Raw genomic sequence first — 14,230 nt, 5'->3', positions numbered from 1 at the left:
CTGTTCCCGGCTGCTTCCTCAGGAGGCTACTTTTTGCGTGTGTGCGTCCGATGGCGGCAGTTCGTCCAGTTTGGCGAGAAGCGCTTCGAGCGGCAAGGGCCGGCTGAAAAGGTAGCCCTGGCCGAACTCGACATTCATGGCCTGGAGCATGAACCATTGCTCCTCGGTCTCGATGCCCTCGGCGACGACTGCGCAGCCCATCTGGTGCGATATGGTGCGGATGCCCTCCACGAGCATGCGGCTCTTGCGGCGCACGTCCTGCTGCTCGCTTGTCAGCGAGCGCGTGAAGGACTGGTCGATCTTCACGATATCGACCGGGAAGCGGTTGAGATAGCTCAGCGACGAGAAGCCCGTGCCGAAATCGTCGAGTGCGATGCGGCAGCCCAGGCCGGAGAGCGCATCGAGCACGGAGCGCACGACGGGATTGTCGAGCATCAGCACCGCCTCGGTGATTTCGACGACGATGCGCGAGGGCGGGAGGCCGGCCTCCATCAGGAGCGCTGCGACGCGCGACGGCAGCGCCGGTTCGAACTGCAGCGGAGAGAAGTTCACCGCGAGATAGCTTTCGCCCAGCCCTTCCAGCTTCGAGATGGCGGACAGATGGGCAATGGCCCTGGAAAGAATGCGGTCGCCGATCCGGCCGATCGAACCGTTTTCCTCCGCGATGCCGATGATGTCGGCAGGGGAGAGCAGGCCACGTTCGGGATGGTTGAGGCGCATCAGCGCCTCGAAACCGGCGACGCGCCCGTCCGATAGCGCGACGATGGGCTGGAGGTAAGCGTCGAACCAGTCCTCGCGCAGGCCCTGCTCGATGAACTGTTCGGTTTCCAGCCGCTTGCGGGCGATATCCACCATGTCGTTGTCGAAGAGCTGGACGCCGTTCTTGCCGCCGCGCTTGCGGGCATACATGGCCATGTCCGACTTCTGCAGGAGGCAGGCGGCCGTCGTGGCGTGATCGGGATAGACGGCGATGCCGATGCTCGCGCTGACATTCAGCTCCGCGCCGTTGATGATGAGTGGCGCGCGCATGCCTTCGACCAGCCGTTCGCTTATGTCGGTGGCGAGCCGGCAGGCGTCGGGCGCGCAGAGCAGGATGGCGAACTCGTCGCCGCCGAGGCGGGCGATGACGTCGTTGCCGCGCAACTGGCCCCGCAGGCGCTCCGCCATTTCGCGCAGCACCGCATCGCCTGTCGCATGGCCGAGATTGTCGTTGATCGACTTGAAGCGGTCGAGATCGACGAAGATGCAGGCGAGTTGCTGGCCCAGCCTGTCGGCATCGCCGATCAGGTCGTCCAGCACGATTTCGAAGCCCTGGCGGTTGAGCAGGCCGGTCAGATGGTCGGTGATGGCCTGCCGGTGATTGCGGTTTTCGGCGTCCTTCAGGCTGGTCACATCGGTCATGACGGAAAGCGACAGCGACGGCCGTTCGTCGCCTGTCGCCATGTCCGTTTCCAGGATGAGAACGTCGATCACGCTGCGGTCAGCGCGCCGGAAGCGCAGGGTGACCTCGCAGATGCCATTTCCTTCCGTCTGCGCGAGATGGCGCTGGTTATAGGTGTCGCGGCAATCCTCGACGAGGAAATCGGTGAAGGCGCGGCCGATCACGTCGTCGCGGGTATAACCGGTGGCCGTCAGCCAATAGTCGCTCACGGCGGTGATGCGGCCTGTCGCATCGATGGAGAACAGCATGGCCGGGGTAAGATTGTAGATTTCTGTCGTCCGTGCGTGGGCAAGCTTCAGCTCGGCGTCCTCACGTTCGAGTTGGCTCTGCATCTCGTTGAAGTTATGCGCGAGTGCCCCCATCTCGTCCTTCGAGGTCCAGTCGACATGATGGCGCGAGCCAAGGCGGCGCGTCGCTTCGATTGCCGCCGTCAGGCGCATGAGCGGGCGTATGATGGTGATCCGGTTGCCGATGATGGCGGCGGTGAAGAGCGTCGCGACGGCGAAGAAGAAGATGGCGAAGATCGCCATTTCGTCCTTGCTGAAGCGGGAAAGCAGGCCCTGCTTTTCCAGCCAGATTTCCGCCGTGCCGACCTTCTTGATGCCGTCGCTGGCCCGGTAGAGGATGTCCGCATTGACGACGGAGCGCGCGTCCTCGATGGCGGGACGGTCCGCGGGCCGGCTGATGTCGATCATCTCGCCGGTGTCGCGCACGCGCACGAAGCTGATGTCGGTATTGCCTTCCAGGGATGCGACGATCTGGGCAACGCTGTCGAGATCGAAATCCCACACCGGCTTTCCGAGCGTTTCGACATTGGCCCTGAGCAGGGCTTCGGTGCTTTCCGTTCGTTCGCGGGCGACGCGGTCGGACGACAGGATGAGAAAGAGGACGAAAAGCGGTGCGACGAAAACCAGGAGCGCACCGATAACGATGGCAATGAACCGGCTCTCCACCGAATGCATCTTCATGCCGGTTGCTCCCCCGCCGGTCTGCGAAGCCCGCCCGTTATGTCTTTGGCTTTCGTCATGCCGGTCAGCGTTTCACCAAAAACTTAAAGGTTGCTGAAATATCCGTCAGTAAAAGTGCCGATAATTCAAACTTGCCAGATGTTTGGGCCAAAGAAAAACCCCGCCTCCTGGGAGACGGGGTTTTCTATTAGAGGCTGCTTCCGAGAAAAGCTTATTCCTCGGTCGCTTCCACTTCTTCTTCTTCTTCAACGCCGGCAGCCGGGACAGCGATCGTCGCGATCGTGAAGTCACGGTCGGTGATGACGGGGCTCGTGCCCTTCGGCAGCTTGATGTTGGAGATGTGGATGCCATCGCCGACCTTGAGGCCGGTGAGGTCTGCCGTCAGCGAATCCGGAATGTTGCCGGCCAGAGCATGCAGCTCGACAGCGTGGCGAACGATGTTCAGGACGCCGCCGGCCTTGATGCCCGGGGACTTCTCTTCGTTGATGAAGTGAACCGGAACTTCAACGACGACGTGGGTGTTGCCCGAGACGCGCAGGAAGTCGACATGCATGGTGAAGTCGCGGACCGGATCGAGCTGGTAGTCCTTCGGGAGAACCTTGATCTTCTCGCCGTTGACGTCGATCGTGGCGACGGTCGTCTTGAAGCCGCCGGCGTAGATGCGCTGGGTGACTTCCTTCGTGGAGATGGCGATAGCGAGGGGGGCCTGCTTCTCACCATAGATGACTGCCGGGATGAGACCGTTGCGGCGAAGTTCACGGGAGGACCCCTTACCAACCCGTTCGCGCGTTTCGGCCTTAAGCTCGTAGGTATCGTTGCTCATGGCAAAACCTTTCATGTGTTACTGGAGAGTTTTCCCCGGCAGGCGTCTTCGCCGGCCGCGCAAAACTTGAGGATTTCGTGAAAGCCTCATCCGCGTTGCCTCCAAGGGTGTCTACGCGGACGGGGGCTCGATAAACGAGAATCCCCGGAAATGCAAGGCCGCGACCGGATTGACACATCCCCGCAGTATATGGAAGTTCCGCCCAGTTCGTTTTTGGCAAGGAGACCATGATGATAAGACAGACCCTGATGGCTTCGGCCGCCGTTGCGCTCGTTTGCGCAGGCACGGTCCATGCCCAGGAGGTTTCGGTGTCCGAGGCCGCAAACATCCAGAAGCGCCTGACGCATTACCTGCCGAAGGACCTGGTCGATGCCGGCATGGTCACGGTCCGGGCCGCGACGTCTTTCTACGAATTGCGCTTCGATCCCGCGCCGCTTTTGGCAAAGGCGAAGAACGGGGCGCTCAATGTCGAAGGCCTGAAGCCGATGGTTTCCCATCTGCGGCCGATGCCCGAGGGGACCTACCGCATCGAGTCGAACGACAGCCTCGACATCAAGGGCACGATCGACACGCCGGCGGACGCCACGTCCTTTTCCTACGTGATCGACTCCATGAAGCTCGACGGGATCTATGACCCGGAGATCCTCTACTTCACCTCGGCCGACTGGTCGGCCAACAAGATCGCCTTCTCCAGCATCACGCCCAAGGAAAGCGTTTCGGCGACCTTCGGCCAGTCGGTGATGTCGGTGGCGACGGAGAAGAAGACTGCCGATACGCTCGACATTTCCACGAAGGGCGTCATGCAGGCCTTTGCGGAGACCATCACCAGCAAGGATTCCGGCAAGGTGGATATCAGCGCCGACAAGGTGGATATCGACGTCAGCATGGACGGTGCACGCTACAAGACGGTGCAGGACATTGTCTTCTTCATCCTCGACAACATCGACAAGCCTCAGCTCGACCCGCCTGAAACCGCGCGTCTCAAGCAGCTCCTTCGCGATTCCCTTCCGGTCTTCGACAATCTGAAAGAGACGATCCACGCTTCCAATGTTGCCATCGGCACGGACAAGGGAAATTTCGGCGCCGATGGTCTCGTCTATAACATCGACATGAACGGCGTCGCGCATTCGACGCGTGTCGGCTTCGGCATCGATATCGACAAGCCGAAGCTTCCCGCCGGTGTGGTGCCCGCGGCCTTCGAGAGCGCGGTGCCGGAACACGCGACCTTCAAGATGGCCGTCGCCAATCTCGATCTTGCCGGCGCCGTCACCTACATGCTCGACCATGGCGACTTCTCCAAGAAGGAGCCGTTCACCCCTGAGCAAAATGCCGAACTCGGCCGCATCGTGCTGCCCGACGGCATGATGACGTTCGAGCTCGAGGATGTCTCGGCCGTTTCGCCGATCTATGACGTGCGCCTCACCGGGACGATGCAGGTCCATATCGAGGACAAGGACCGCCGCAAGGCCGACCTGACGCTGACGATGCGCAAGTTCGACGAGACGGTTGCCTACCTCCAGAAGAATGCGGCGATCGTTCCGGAATTCGGCCAGGCCTCCTTCGGGCTCCTGATGATGAAGGGTCTGGCGCGCGATGCGGGCGACGGGGCGCAGGCCTGGGATGTCACGGTCGGCGAGGACGGCAAGGTGCTGATCAACGGCCGCCCGTTGCCGTTCCAGCCGTAATTAGCGCCGGCGCCGGGCCATGAGATGGGCGAGGCCGAGCATCAGCCCGCCCGCCAGCAGGCCCCAGAAGGCGCCGGAAATGCCGAGGAACGACACGCCGGAGGCGGTGACGAGGAACGTCACCGCCGCGGCTTCGCGGCCCTCCGGCTCGCGGAAGGCGTTGAGCGCGGAAGCGGCAAAGGCGCTGATCAGCGCAAGGCCGGCGACGGCCTGGATGAGGATCGGCGGGGCCAGCGCGACGAAGGCCGTGACCGCACCGGCCGCCAGCCCGAAGATCACATAGAAGACACCGGCATTGATCGCCGCCCAGTAGCGTTTCGCCGGGTCCGGGTGCGCATCGCTGCCCGCGCACATGGCGGCGGTGATGGCGGCGAGATTGACGGCATGGCCGCCGAAGGGGGCGGACAGCAGCGAGAACGCACCCGTCACGGCAAAGAGCGGCCCGGGTTTCGGCTCGTAGCCGTTGACCTTCAGCACGGCGATGCCGGGAATATTCTGCGAGGCCATGGTGACGATGAAGAGCGGCAGGGCGATGCCGACCAGCCCGGCCATGGTGAAGGATGGCGCGACGAGTTCGGGTTTCGGCAGCAGCGATGCGGCAAGGCCGCTCAAGGCGCCGTCCGGGATGTCGACGCCGAAGGCCAGCACCGCGATGAAGGCGACGAGCGCGGCCGGCACGGCGTAAAGCCGGTTGATGCTGCCGACGATCGCCCAGGCGAGCACGATCGGCAGGCCGAGCAGCGGATCGAAGGCGATGGCCTTCACCGGGGCGAAGCACAGGCCGATCAGCACGCCCGCCAGCATCGCATTGGCGAGCGTTGCGGGAATGGCGGCGACCATGCGGCCGAGCGGCTTCCACAGGCCGGCGATGACGATCAGCAACGCACAGATGATGAACCCGCCCACCGCCGTCGAGAAACCGCCTTCGATGGCGCCTGACGTCGCGAGCAAAGCGGCGCCGGGCGTCGACCAGGCGATGGATACGGGCAGCCTCGTCGCGACGCTGAGCACGATGGCGCACAGGCCCATCGAGACGGAGAGCGCCATCAGGCCGGAGGCGGCTTGCGCCTCGGTGGCGCCGACCCCGGTGAGACCATGCAAAACGACGGCGAAGGAACTGGCGAAACCGACAAAGGCAGTGAGAAGGCCCATGAAAAGGGCTTGGGCGGAAAAATCGCGAAACATGGCAGGATCGATGCTGGAAAAGGATATGCACTGGTAACAGGCGGCGGGACGGTTGGAAACAGCCTTGTTGTGCGGGTCCCCGCTGCCCATATCCGTGTTGAACCTTCGTTCCGCTGGACCTTTCGCTGCGAACGGTTCTATAGTTCGCGGCATTGTATTCCAGTGCGACGGTCGGTCGGAAGCTTTCGGGAGGAGAGCCGATGCCTGTGCGTTTCGATCACGCGGATCATGTCCAGACCGTGGTGGCCCATGCCTCGGCGGCTGCCAATTCACCCGTTGCGGCGTCCTGGCGGCGTTGCCTGACGCTGCATGGACTGTCGCCGGAAGAGGCGCGCGTACCTTGGCGGCTGACCGAGAGCGAGTTCCGGCAGGCCCGGTCCCGCTCCAGCGATCTCATCGAGGAAGCGCGCGGCGAAATCGACCGCCTGTTCGCCACCGTCGGCAAGGCCGGCTGCTGCCTGCTCCTGACCGACGAGAACGGCATTGCGCTGGAACGGCGCGGTGCCGCCGGGGACGACCGCGATTTCCGCGGCGTCGGCCTCTGGTCCGGCACGGTGTGGAGCGAGGCGAGCGTCGGCACCAACGGCATCGGCACGGCCCTTGCCGACGAGCGCGCGGTCCTCATCCTGCGCGACCAGCATTTTCTGTCGCAGAACACCCGGCTTTCCTGCACCACGGCGCCGATCCGCGACCACACGGGCCGCATTGCAGCCGCCATCGATATTTCCACCTGCCGCGACGACGCCAATGAGATGACCATGTCGATCCTCTCGCAGGCCGTGCGCGATGCCGCCGCACGCATCGAGGCCGGGCTGTTCCGGCGCGCCTTCTCCGCGGCCCGCATCCTGCTCGTGCCCGTGGAGGGCAGGGCCTCGCCGGCGCTCCTGGCCGTCGACCGCGACGATCTGGTGCTCGGCGCGACACGCGCGGCCCGCCAGGTGCTCGGGCTCGACGACCGGCGCATCGCCACCGGCATTGCCGCCTCCGACCTTCTGAAAGAGGATCGCGTGGAGGAGGGCCGGGATCTCGACGATGCCGAGCGCGCGGCGCTTCGCCGCGTGCTGACGCGTGCCGGCGGCAATGTCAGCCATGCGGCCGATCTGCTTGGCATCAGCCGGGCGACGCTCTACCGGAAGATGAAGAAGCTCTCGATCAACTGATGCTGCGGCGCAGCACAGCCTGCCGCATTGCCCTGTCTCAATTCTGAAACAGTCGCGCCGGCCATCGGCGCCGTCTCCCTATCGCGAAAGGGCAAAGCACCGCACCATTCCTCCCACGGCCCATCCGGGCCCTTCATGGGAGGAATGACAATGCTGCATCAGAAGATCGTCGAGAATCCGTACAAGGCGAAGTACGGCAATTTCATCGGTGGCGAGTGGAAGGAGCCCGTCGCGGGCCGCTACTTCGACAACATCACGCCGATCACCGGCGGCAAGCTCTGCGAAGTCGCACGCTCCGACGCCGCCGATATCGAGCTGGCGCTCGACGCCGCCCACGCCGTCAAGGACAAGTGGGGCCGCACCTCTTCGACGGAGCGCGCCAATATCCTGATGAAGATCGCGCAGCGCATGGAGGACAACCTCGATCTGCTTGCCCGCGCCGAGACCTGGGACAACGGCAAGCCGCTGCGTGAAACCATGGCCGCCGACATTCCGCTCGCCATCGACCACTTCCGCTATTTTGCCTCGTGTGTACGTGCGCAGGAAGGCACGATCGGCGAAGTCGACCACGACACGATCGCCTATCACTTCCACGAGCCGCTCGGCGTCGTCGGCCAGATCATTCCCTGGAACTTCCCGATCCTGATGGCCGCCTGGAAGCTCGCGCCGGCGCTTGCCGCGGGCAATTGCGTGGTGCTGAAGCCCGCCGAGCAGACGCCGTCCTCGATCCTCGTCTGGGCCGAGCTGATCGGCGATCTCCTGCCGGCCGGCGTGCTCAACATCGTCAACGGCTTCGGCCTTGAGGCCGGCAAGCCGCTCGCCTCCAACCCGCGCATCGCCAAGATCGCCTTCACCGGCGAGACGACGACCGGCCGCCTGATCATGCAATATGCCAGCCAGAACCTCATTCCGGTCACGCTGGAGCTGGGCGGCAAGTCGCCGAACATCTTCTTCGCCGACGTGATGAACGAGGACGACGACTATCTCGACAAGGCGCTGGAAGGCTTTGCGATGTTCGCGCTCAACCAGGGTGAGGTCTGCACCTGCCCGAGCCGCGCGCTCGTGCATGAAAAGATCTACGACCGCTTCATGGAAAAGGCCATCAAGCGCGTCGAGAAGATCGTGCAGGGCAATCCGCTCGACACGGCGACGATGATCGGCGCGCAGGCGTCGTCCGAGCAGCTGGAGAAGATCCTGTCCTATATCGACATCGGCCGGCAGGAAGGCGCGGAAGTGCTGACCGGCGGCGGCCGCAACGATCTCGGCGGCGATCTGGCCGGCGGCTACTACGTGAAGCCGACCGTCTTCCGCGGCAACAACAAGATGCGCATCTTCCAGGAGGAAATCTTCGGGCCGGTCGTATCGGTGACGACCTTCAAGGACGATGCGGACGCGCTCGCCATCGCCAACGACACGCTCTACGGCCTCGGCGCCGGCGTGTGGAGCCGCGATGCCAACCGTTGCTATCACTTCGGCCGCGACATCCAGGCCGGCCGCGTGTGGACCAACTGCTACCACGCCTATCCGGCGCATGCCGCGTTCGGCGGCTACAAGCAGTCGGGCATCGGCCGCGAGACGCACAAGATGATGCTCGACCACTACCAGCAGACCAAGAACATGCTGGTCAGCTATTCTCCCAAGGCGCTCGGCTTCTTCTGAGCCGCCGCCGGCCTTCTCCTATCCCCCCGGGGAAGGCAACCGCAGGGCAGGGCGCTTTCTCCGTAACCTGCCTTCTCCCTCTCTCCGGGTTTCCGGAGGGAGGGAAACCTGTTTCGGGAGGTCACGATGACAGACATGCCAGAAGCCATCACGCAGCCGCGGGTCGTTGCGACCGACGCGGCGCTTGCGCTCATCCGGGAAATCCAGGCGGATTATCCCGATATCCTCTTCCACCAGTCGGGCGGCTGCTGCGACGGCTCGTCCCCCATGTGCTATCCGGCTGACGACTACATCGTCGGCGACCGCGACGTGAAGCTGGGGGAGATCGGCGGCGTGCCCGTCTATATCAGCGAGAGCCAGTTCGACGTGTGGAAGCACACGCAGCTCATCATCGATGTCGTGCCCGGGCGCGGCGGCATGTTCTCGCTCGATAACGGACGGGAGAAACGCTTCCTCACCCGCTCGCGCCTGTTCGACGGTGGCGAGGCCTGCCCGCTGCCGCCGCGCTGAACACAAGAAAAAGCCCCGCCTTGCGGGCGGGGCGTGCTGTCTGTCGCGTCAGGTCGTGATCAGTAAGCCTGGCATTCGCCGGGCCGGACCACGCGATAACCTGCGGCATCGGCCGAGCAGGAATTGCCGAAGGTCTTCAGGTCGCGGCCGCGCTGAGCGCAGACCGGATTGTATTCCATCGTGCACATGCGCTGGCCGCCGCCGACATTGCCACCGCCCCAGTCGTTGTCACGATCGCGGTCACGGTCACGATCGCGGCCCGGGCGGTCGCGTCCGCCGCCGTCGCCCCGCTGGTCGCCCGGCCGGCCGAACTGGCATTCGCCGCGGCCCATGATGTCATAGCCGCTCTTGCGCGCCTCGCAGGCGTTGGCGAAGGTCTGGCGATCGCGTCCGCGCGCGCCGCAGACCGGTGCATATTCGCGCGTGCAGGCACGATCCGGATCGGGATAGGGCTCCGGACGGCCGCCATCGCGACGGCACTCGCCGGGGCCGGCGACGCGGTAGCCGCTTTCACGTGCTTCGCAGGCATTGGCGAAGGTCTGGAGATCGCCGCCGCGTGCGCCGCAGACCGGGCGGTACTCCCGCGTGCAGGCCTGCGGGCCGGGGCGGTAACCCCCGCCGCCCTGATCGACGTCGACCTGGCAGGCTGCGAGCGTGCCGGCCGCAAGAAGAATGGCGATGCGTCCGGCAAGCCGGCGAAGGAAAGGCGACGTCACGGTCATGGACTCCTCCTGTGAGACTGATGGAACCTAGCGCAGATTCGGCGGACGCAAAATCGGGTTCTGCGCGCAAAGACGCCGGAGACGAAAAGGCCCGCGCAACCGGATGCCGGTGCGCAGGCCTGAAGGGGAGAGGGGAACCGTATCAGTCGAAGAGGCTGGAAACGGATTCTTCAGCGCTCGTGCGGTTGATCGCCTCGCCAAGCAGGTTGGCGGTCGAGATGACGCGGATATTGTGCGCGGACTGCACGGCCGTGGTCGGCTGGATCGAGTCGGTGATCACGAGCTCCTTGAGCTTCGACGAGGTGACGCGGGCAACCGCGCCGCCCGAGAGCACGCCATGTGTGATATAGGCGGTGACGCTGGTCGCACCGTTCTTCAGCAGCGCTTCGGCCGCGTTGCAGAGCGTGCCGCCGGAATCGACGATATCGTCGATCAGCAGACAGTCCTTGCCGGTCACGTCGCCGATGACGTTCATGACCTCGGACTCGCCGGCGCGCTCGCGGCGCTTGTCGACGATCGCCAGCTGGCAATCGAGCCGCTTGGCGAGCGCACGCGCACGCACCACGCCGCCGACGTCGGGCGAGACGACCATGACGTTTTCGAGATTGTAGTTTTCCTTCACGTCGCGCGCCAGGATCGGCACGGCGTAGAGGTTGTCGGTCGGGATATCGAAGAAGCCCTGGATCTGGCCGGCATGCAGGTCCAGCGTGAGCACGCGGTCGGCGCCGGCTTCGGTGATCAGGTTGGCGACGAGCTTGGCGGAGATCGGCGTGCGCGGACCCGGCTTGCGGTCCTGGCGGGCATAGCCGAAATAGGGGATCACGGCCGTGATGCGGCGCGCCGAGGAGCGGCGCATGGCATCGATCATGATCAGCAGTTCCATCAGGTGGTCGTTGGTCGGGAAGGAGGTGGACTGGACGACGAAGACGTCCTCGCCGCGCACGTTCTCCTGGATTTCAACGAAGATTTCCTGGTCTGCGAAGCGTCTGACCGTGGCGCGGCCAAGCGGAACATTCAGATAATTGCAGATCGCTTCGGCCAGAAGCCGGTTCGAATTGCCCGCGAAAACCTTCATTTATGGTCCGCCTGTTATTCTGCTGATGGGGGGCCTTTAAGCGGCAAAAACTGCGAATGCAAGGCCCCAAGCGGCTTGAAAAAGCGATTCTTCGCATTTCGCTGTGATTTACCGTTTCGAGGGTCTTAACCGGGCGCGGCGTTGCGCCAGTCGAGATACTGGCGAATGGTTTTCTGCGCGATGGCCTCCATCGTCCGCGGGGGGACAGCCGCCCAGGGATCGGATTGCGTGCCATCGACGCTTTCCTGGCCCTGGATGCGATGCAGCCGCGCGCCGGAGCCGTCCAGTACGTCCCAGACATAGATGACGGTGGTCTTGCCGGCGTCGTTCATCGCCGAGAAATAGCCCTTGAGGATATGGTTTGCGGAAGTGTCGGAGGCGCTGCGGATCGTCAGCCCGCTGGAACGGGCTTCCGTCCCCAGCCGTTTGGAGAGCGGCGTCACGGCCTGCACCGGTGCGCCGATGATCGGCAGGAAACGGATCGTCTCGCCGCCCGCGGCCTTGGCCGGCGGAAGCGCCGCAAGCTCTTCCGCGCCTTCGGATGTCTCCGCCGCGAGCGAACGCTGCGCGGCCGTGCGGCTCAGTTCCGCTTCCGTCGTCGAGACGCTTGCGCCGCCCTGGTTGCGCGCAAGCGCATCGGCCTGGCCCTGAAGGGTGCCGGCGGTATCCGCGCCGGTCGAGCCGCCGCCGATGCCGGGCGAGGCGAACGCCGTTTCCGCGGATGTGCCCGCCACCGGGCCGGTATCGGCGCTCATCCGGTCGAGATCGCTCTGGGTGACCGGCGGCGAATTGAAGTTTCCCCCGACATCGGCGCGCGGGATCAGCGCATCGGTGCTGTTGCAGCCGGCCAGGATTGCCATGAGGCCGATCAGTGCCAGCCGCTTGTTCAGCTTCTGCATCGTCATCGTCCGTGTCCTGCGGAGGTGGTGCCCTCCGTTCCCCGCATCGAGTTATGCGGGATGGCTCCGGGCCCTGTCAATTACAGGATGTTGCCGGTGAAAACCCCGTCAGACCTCGATGAAGTCGAGCCCGTAGCGCGACAGGGCCTTCGGCGTGTCGGTCGTCGTCAGGTATGTCTGGCCGAGCGTCATCGCGGTGCCGCTGTCGGAATCGAACAGCAGCGTGTGCACGAACAGCGACATGTTCGGCTCGATCTCCTGCGGATTGCCGAGCAGGAAGGACTGATGGTCCATCCAGGAGGGGGCAAAACGCGCGCCGACGGAGTAACCGCACGTGTTGAGCCGGTGGCGCGCAAGGCCGCGCTCGTCGATGAGCCGGGTGAAGGTCTCGAAGACCGTGCCGAAGGTGTTGCCGGGCCTGAGCACCATTTCCATCGCCTGCAAGGCCTCGCGGCAGGCGCTGTAGAGTTCGCGGTGGCGGCTCGTCGGCTCGCCGACGATGGCGGTGCGCATCATCGGCGCATGGTAGCGTGCGCTCACACCGGACCATTCGAGCGTCAGCTGGTCCTGCGCATCCAGCCGGCGCCGGCCGGATTTCGACCGGCAGAGCAGGGCGTCGGCGCCCGAGCCGATGACGAATTCGTTGGCGGCATAATCGCCGCCGCCGGCCAGCACCGCATTCTGCAGGGCGGCGAGGATCGCCGCCTCGTCGGCGCCGGCGGCGATCAGCGGGCGCGCGGCATCGAGCGCATCGTCGGAGAGGGCTGCGGCGCGCTCGACATAGGCGATCTCCGCCGGGCTCTTGATGAGACGCAGGCGGCTGACGATGCCGGACGCATCGACGATCTCGCCGAAGCTCTGGAGCTGGTTGTCGAGCAGGCGGGTGTTGCGGCCCGTCAGCCCGTGCGTGTCGTATTCGATGCCGATGCGGCAGCCGAGCAGGTCGAGATCCGAAAGCAGGTTCTTCAGGTCCATCGTCGGGTCCGCATTGACGCGGTCGACCCAGATCTCGATCTTTTCGATATTGGAGGTGTGGCGGGCCTGGCGCAGGTCGGCCGAGCGCGTCAGCAGCACCATGCTGCCATCGGCCTTCACGACGAGCGTCTGGAAGAAGCAGTAGCCGAAGGTGTCGTAGCCCGTCAGCCAGTACATGCTCTCCTGCGCAAAAAGCAGGACGGCGTCGAGCTTGTCCTCCCGCATGCGTGCGGTGAGCCGCTGGAGCCGGTTGGCGTATTCCTCGCTGTCGAAGTGAAGTGCCATGGCGGTGTCTCCCTCGTCTTCGTCTGTTGTTTGCGCTTCAGCCCGCGATCATGATCGCCGAAATCTGGCGGCCGTAATCGGGCTCCTGCCGGTGCGTGGTGCGCCGATAGGAGAAGAAGCGATCTTCGTCGGGATAGGTGCAGATGTCGAGATTTTCGGCCGTCACGCCGGCGTCGTTAAGGCGCTGCGTGGTGAAGGCCGGCAGGTCGAACATGCTGTGGCCGGGTTTCTCCGAAGGCGTGAAGTAGCGGCCGTATGCCGGATCGACGGCCAGGAAGCGCTCCACGAATTCCGGGCCGACCTCGTAGTTTTGCCGGCCGATCGAGGGGCCGAGGCTGGCGACGATGGCGTCACGGCGTGCGCCGAGCGCCTCCATGGCGGCGATGGTGTTTTCCAGCACGCCGAAGAGCGCGCCCTTCCAGCCCGCATGCGCGGCGCCCACGATGCGGGCCTCCGGATCGCAGAACAGGATCGGGCCGCAATCGGCTGCGAGAACGCCGAGCACGACGCCTGGCGTGGCCGTGACGAGCGCATCGGCTTGCGGGCGGCTGCCATCATAGCCGGCATCGACGGTCACGACATCCGGCGAGTGGACCTGGTGCACCGTCGCGAGCCGGTCTGGTTCGACGCCGAACCAGCGGGCGACACGGGCGCGATTCTCCTGGACGTTCTCTCGCGCGTCGTTCGAGCCGAGGCCGACATTGAGGCCGCGATAGATGCCTTCCGAGACGCCGCCGGCGCGCGTGAAGAAGCCGTGGCGCACCAGGTCTCCGGCGCGTTCGGCGATCAGCGGGCTCTGGATCGGGGAGGGAAGCGCTTGGTCCTTCATGGTCTCTCGGCTGG

General features: G+C 64.7%; 12 protein-coding genes. 4 read left to right on the top strand and 8 right to left on the bottom strand.

The window, feature by feature from the left end:
- Positions 1-18 precede the first annotated feature (18 nt).
- Together GR158_RS02360 and GR158_RS02355 are read right to left on the bottom strand one after the other, a co-directional pair.
- Positions 19-2,403 (bottom strand): bifunctional diguanylate cyclase/phosphodiesterase, encoded by a 2,385-nt coding sequence (locus GR158_RS02360; RefSeq protein WP_160869971.1) that lies wholly within the window; start codon positions 2,401-2,403, stop codon positions 19-21.
- 217 nt (positions 2,404-2,620) lie between these two features.
- Positions 2,621-3,232: a 50S ribosomal protein L25/general stress protein Ctc gene (locus GR158_RS02355; protein ID WP_160869697.1), complete on the bottom strand. Its 612-nt coding sequence runs from the start codon at positions 3,230-3,232 to the stop codon at positions 2,621-2,623.
- Positions 3,233-3,462: 230 nt separating this feature from the next.
- Between GR158_RS02355 and GR158_RS02350 the strand changes: the two genes are divergently transcribed.
- Positions 3,463-4,917 carry a hypothetical protein gene (locus GR158_RS02350; protein ID WP_160869695.1) on the top strand — a complete coding sequence of 485 codons (1,455 nt, stop codon included), beginning with the start codon at positions 3,463-3,465 and terminating at the stop codon, positions 4,915-4,917.
- Here the strand turns inward: GR158_RS02350 and GR158_RS02345 are convergent, their stop codons facing one another.
- The gene (locus GR158_RS02345; protein WP_160869693.1) at positions 4,918-6,102 is read right to left on the bottom strand and encodes a benzoate/H(+) symporter BenE family transporter; all 1,185 of its coding nucleotides are present in this window, start codon (positions 6,100-6,102) and stop codon (positions 4,918-4,920) included.
- A gap of 200 nt (positions 6,103-6,302) precedes the next feature.
- Here GR158_RS02345 and GR158_RS02340 point away from each other — a divergent pair, with 200 nt between their 5' ends.
- The 3 genes from GR158_RS02340 (at position 6,303) to GR158_RS02330 (ending at position 9,431) form a co-directional block, all read left to right on the top strand.
- Complete coding sequence (locus GR158_RS02340; RefSeq protein WP_134647057.1) at positions 6,303-7,262, top strand: helix-turn-helix domain-containing protein; 960 nt, start codon at positions 6,303-6,305, stop codon at positions 7,260-7,262.
- Positions 7,263-7,412: 150 nt separating this feature from the next.
- Entirely contained in the window at positions 7,413-8,921 is a 1,509-nt protein-coding gene (adh, locus tag GR158_RS02335; protein ID WP_134647059.1) for an aldehyde dehydrogenase, read from the top strand.
- Positions 8,922-9,056: 135 nt separating this feature from the next.
- Complete coding sequence (locus GR158_RS02330) at positions 9,057-9,431, top strand: DUF779 domain-containing protein (RefSeq protein ID WP_134647254.1); 375 nt, start codon at positions 9,057-9,059, stop codon at positions 9,429-9,431.
- A 59-nt stretch (positions 9,432-9,490) separates the two neighbouring features.
- On the opposite strand, the gene GR158_RS02325 is transcribed toward GR158_RS02330, so the two are convergent.
- The 5 genes from GR158_RS02325 to pgeF all read right to left on the bottom strand — a co-directional run bounded on the left by GR158_RS02325 (position 9,491) and on the right by pgeF (position 14,216).
- Positions 9,491-10,153, bottom strand: coding sequence for a Kazal-type serine protease inhibitor domain-containing protein (locus tag GR158_RS02325; protein ID WP_160869691.1), 663 nt, complete (start codon positions 10,151-10,153; stop codon positions 9,491-9,493).
- A 142-nt stretch (positions 10,154-10,295) separates the two neighbouring features.
- Positions 10,296-11,228: a ribose-phosphate pyrophosphokinase gene (locus GR158_RS02320; protein WP_134647063.1), complete on the bottom strand. Its 933-nt coding sequence runs from the start codon at positions 11,226-11,228 to the stop codon at positions 10,296-10,298.
- Positions 11,229-11,353: 125 nt separating this feature from the next.
- Positions 11,354-12,127 (bottom strand): hypothetical protein, encoded by a 774-nt coding sequence (locus GR158_RS02315; protein WP_160869969.1) that lies wholly within the window; start codon positions 12,125-12,127, stop codon positions 11,354-11,356.
- A 108-nt stretch (positions 12,128-12,235) separates the two neighbouring features.
- Positions 12,236-13,387 (bottom strand): Xaa-Pro peptidase family protein, encoded by a 1,152-nt coding sequence (locus tag GR158_RS02310; protein ID WP_134647065.1) that lies wholly within the window; start codon positions 13,385-13,387, stop codon positions 12,236-12,238.
- A gap of 37 nt (positions 13,388-13,424) precedes the next feature.
- Positions 13,425-14,216, bottom strand: coding sequence for a peptidoglycan editing factor PgeF (gene pgeF, locus GR158_RS02305; RefSeq protein WP_160869689.1), 792 nt, complete (start codon positions 14,214-14,216; stop codon positions 13,425-13,427).
- Positions 14,217-14,230 lie beyond the last annotated feature (14 nt).

This window comes from Shinella sp. AETb1-6, from assembly GCF_009826875.1.
Taxonomy (GTDB): Bacteria; Pseudomonadota; Alphaproteobacteria; order Rhizobiales; family Rhizobiaceae; genus Shinella; species Shinella sumterensis.
The sequence above is the reverse complement of the archived record's forward strand: the minus strand, read 5'-3'. Positions and strand labels throughout refer to the sequence as shown.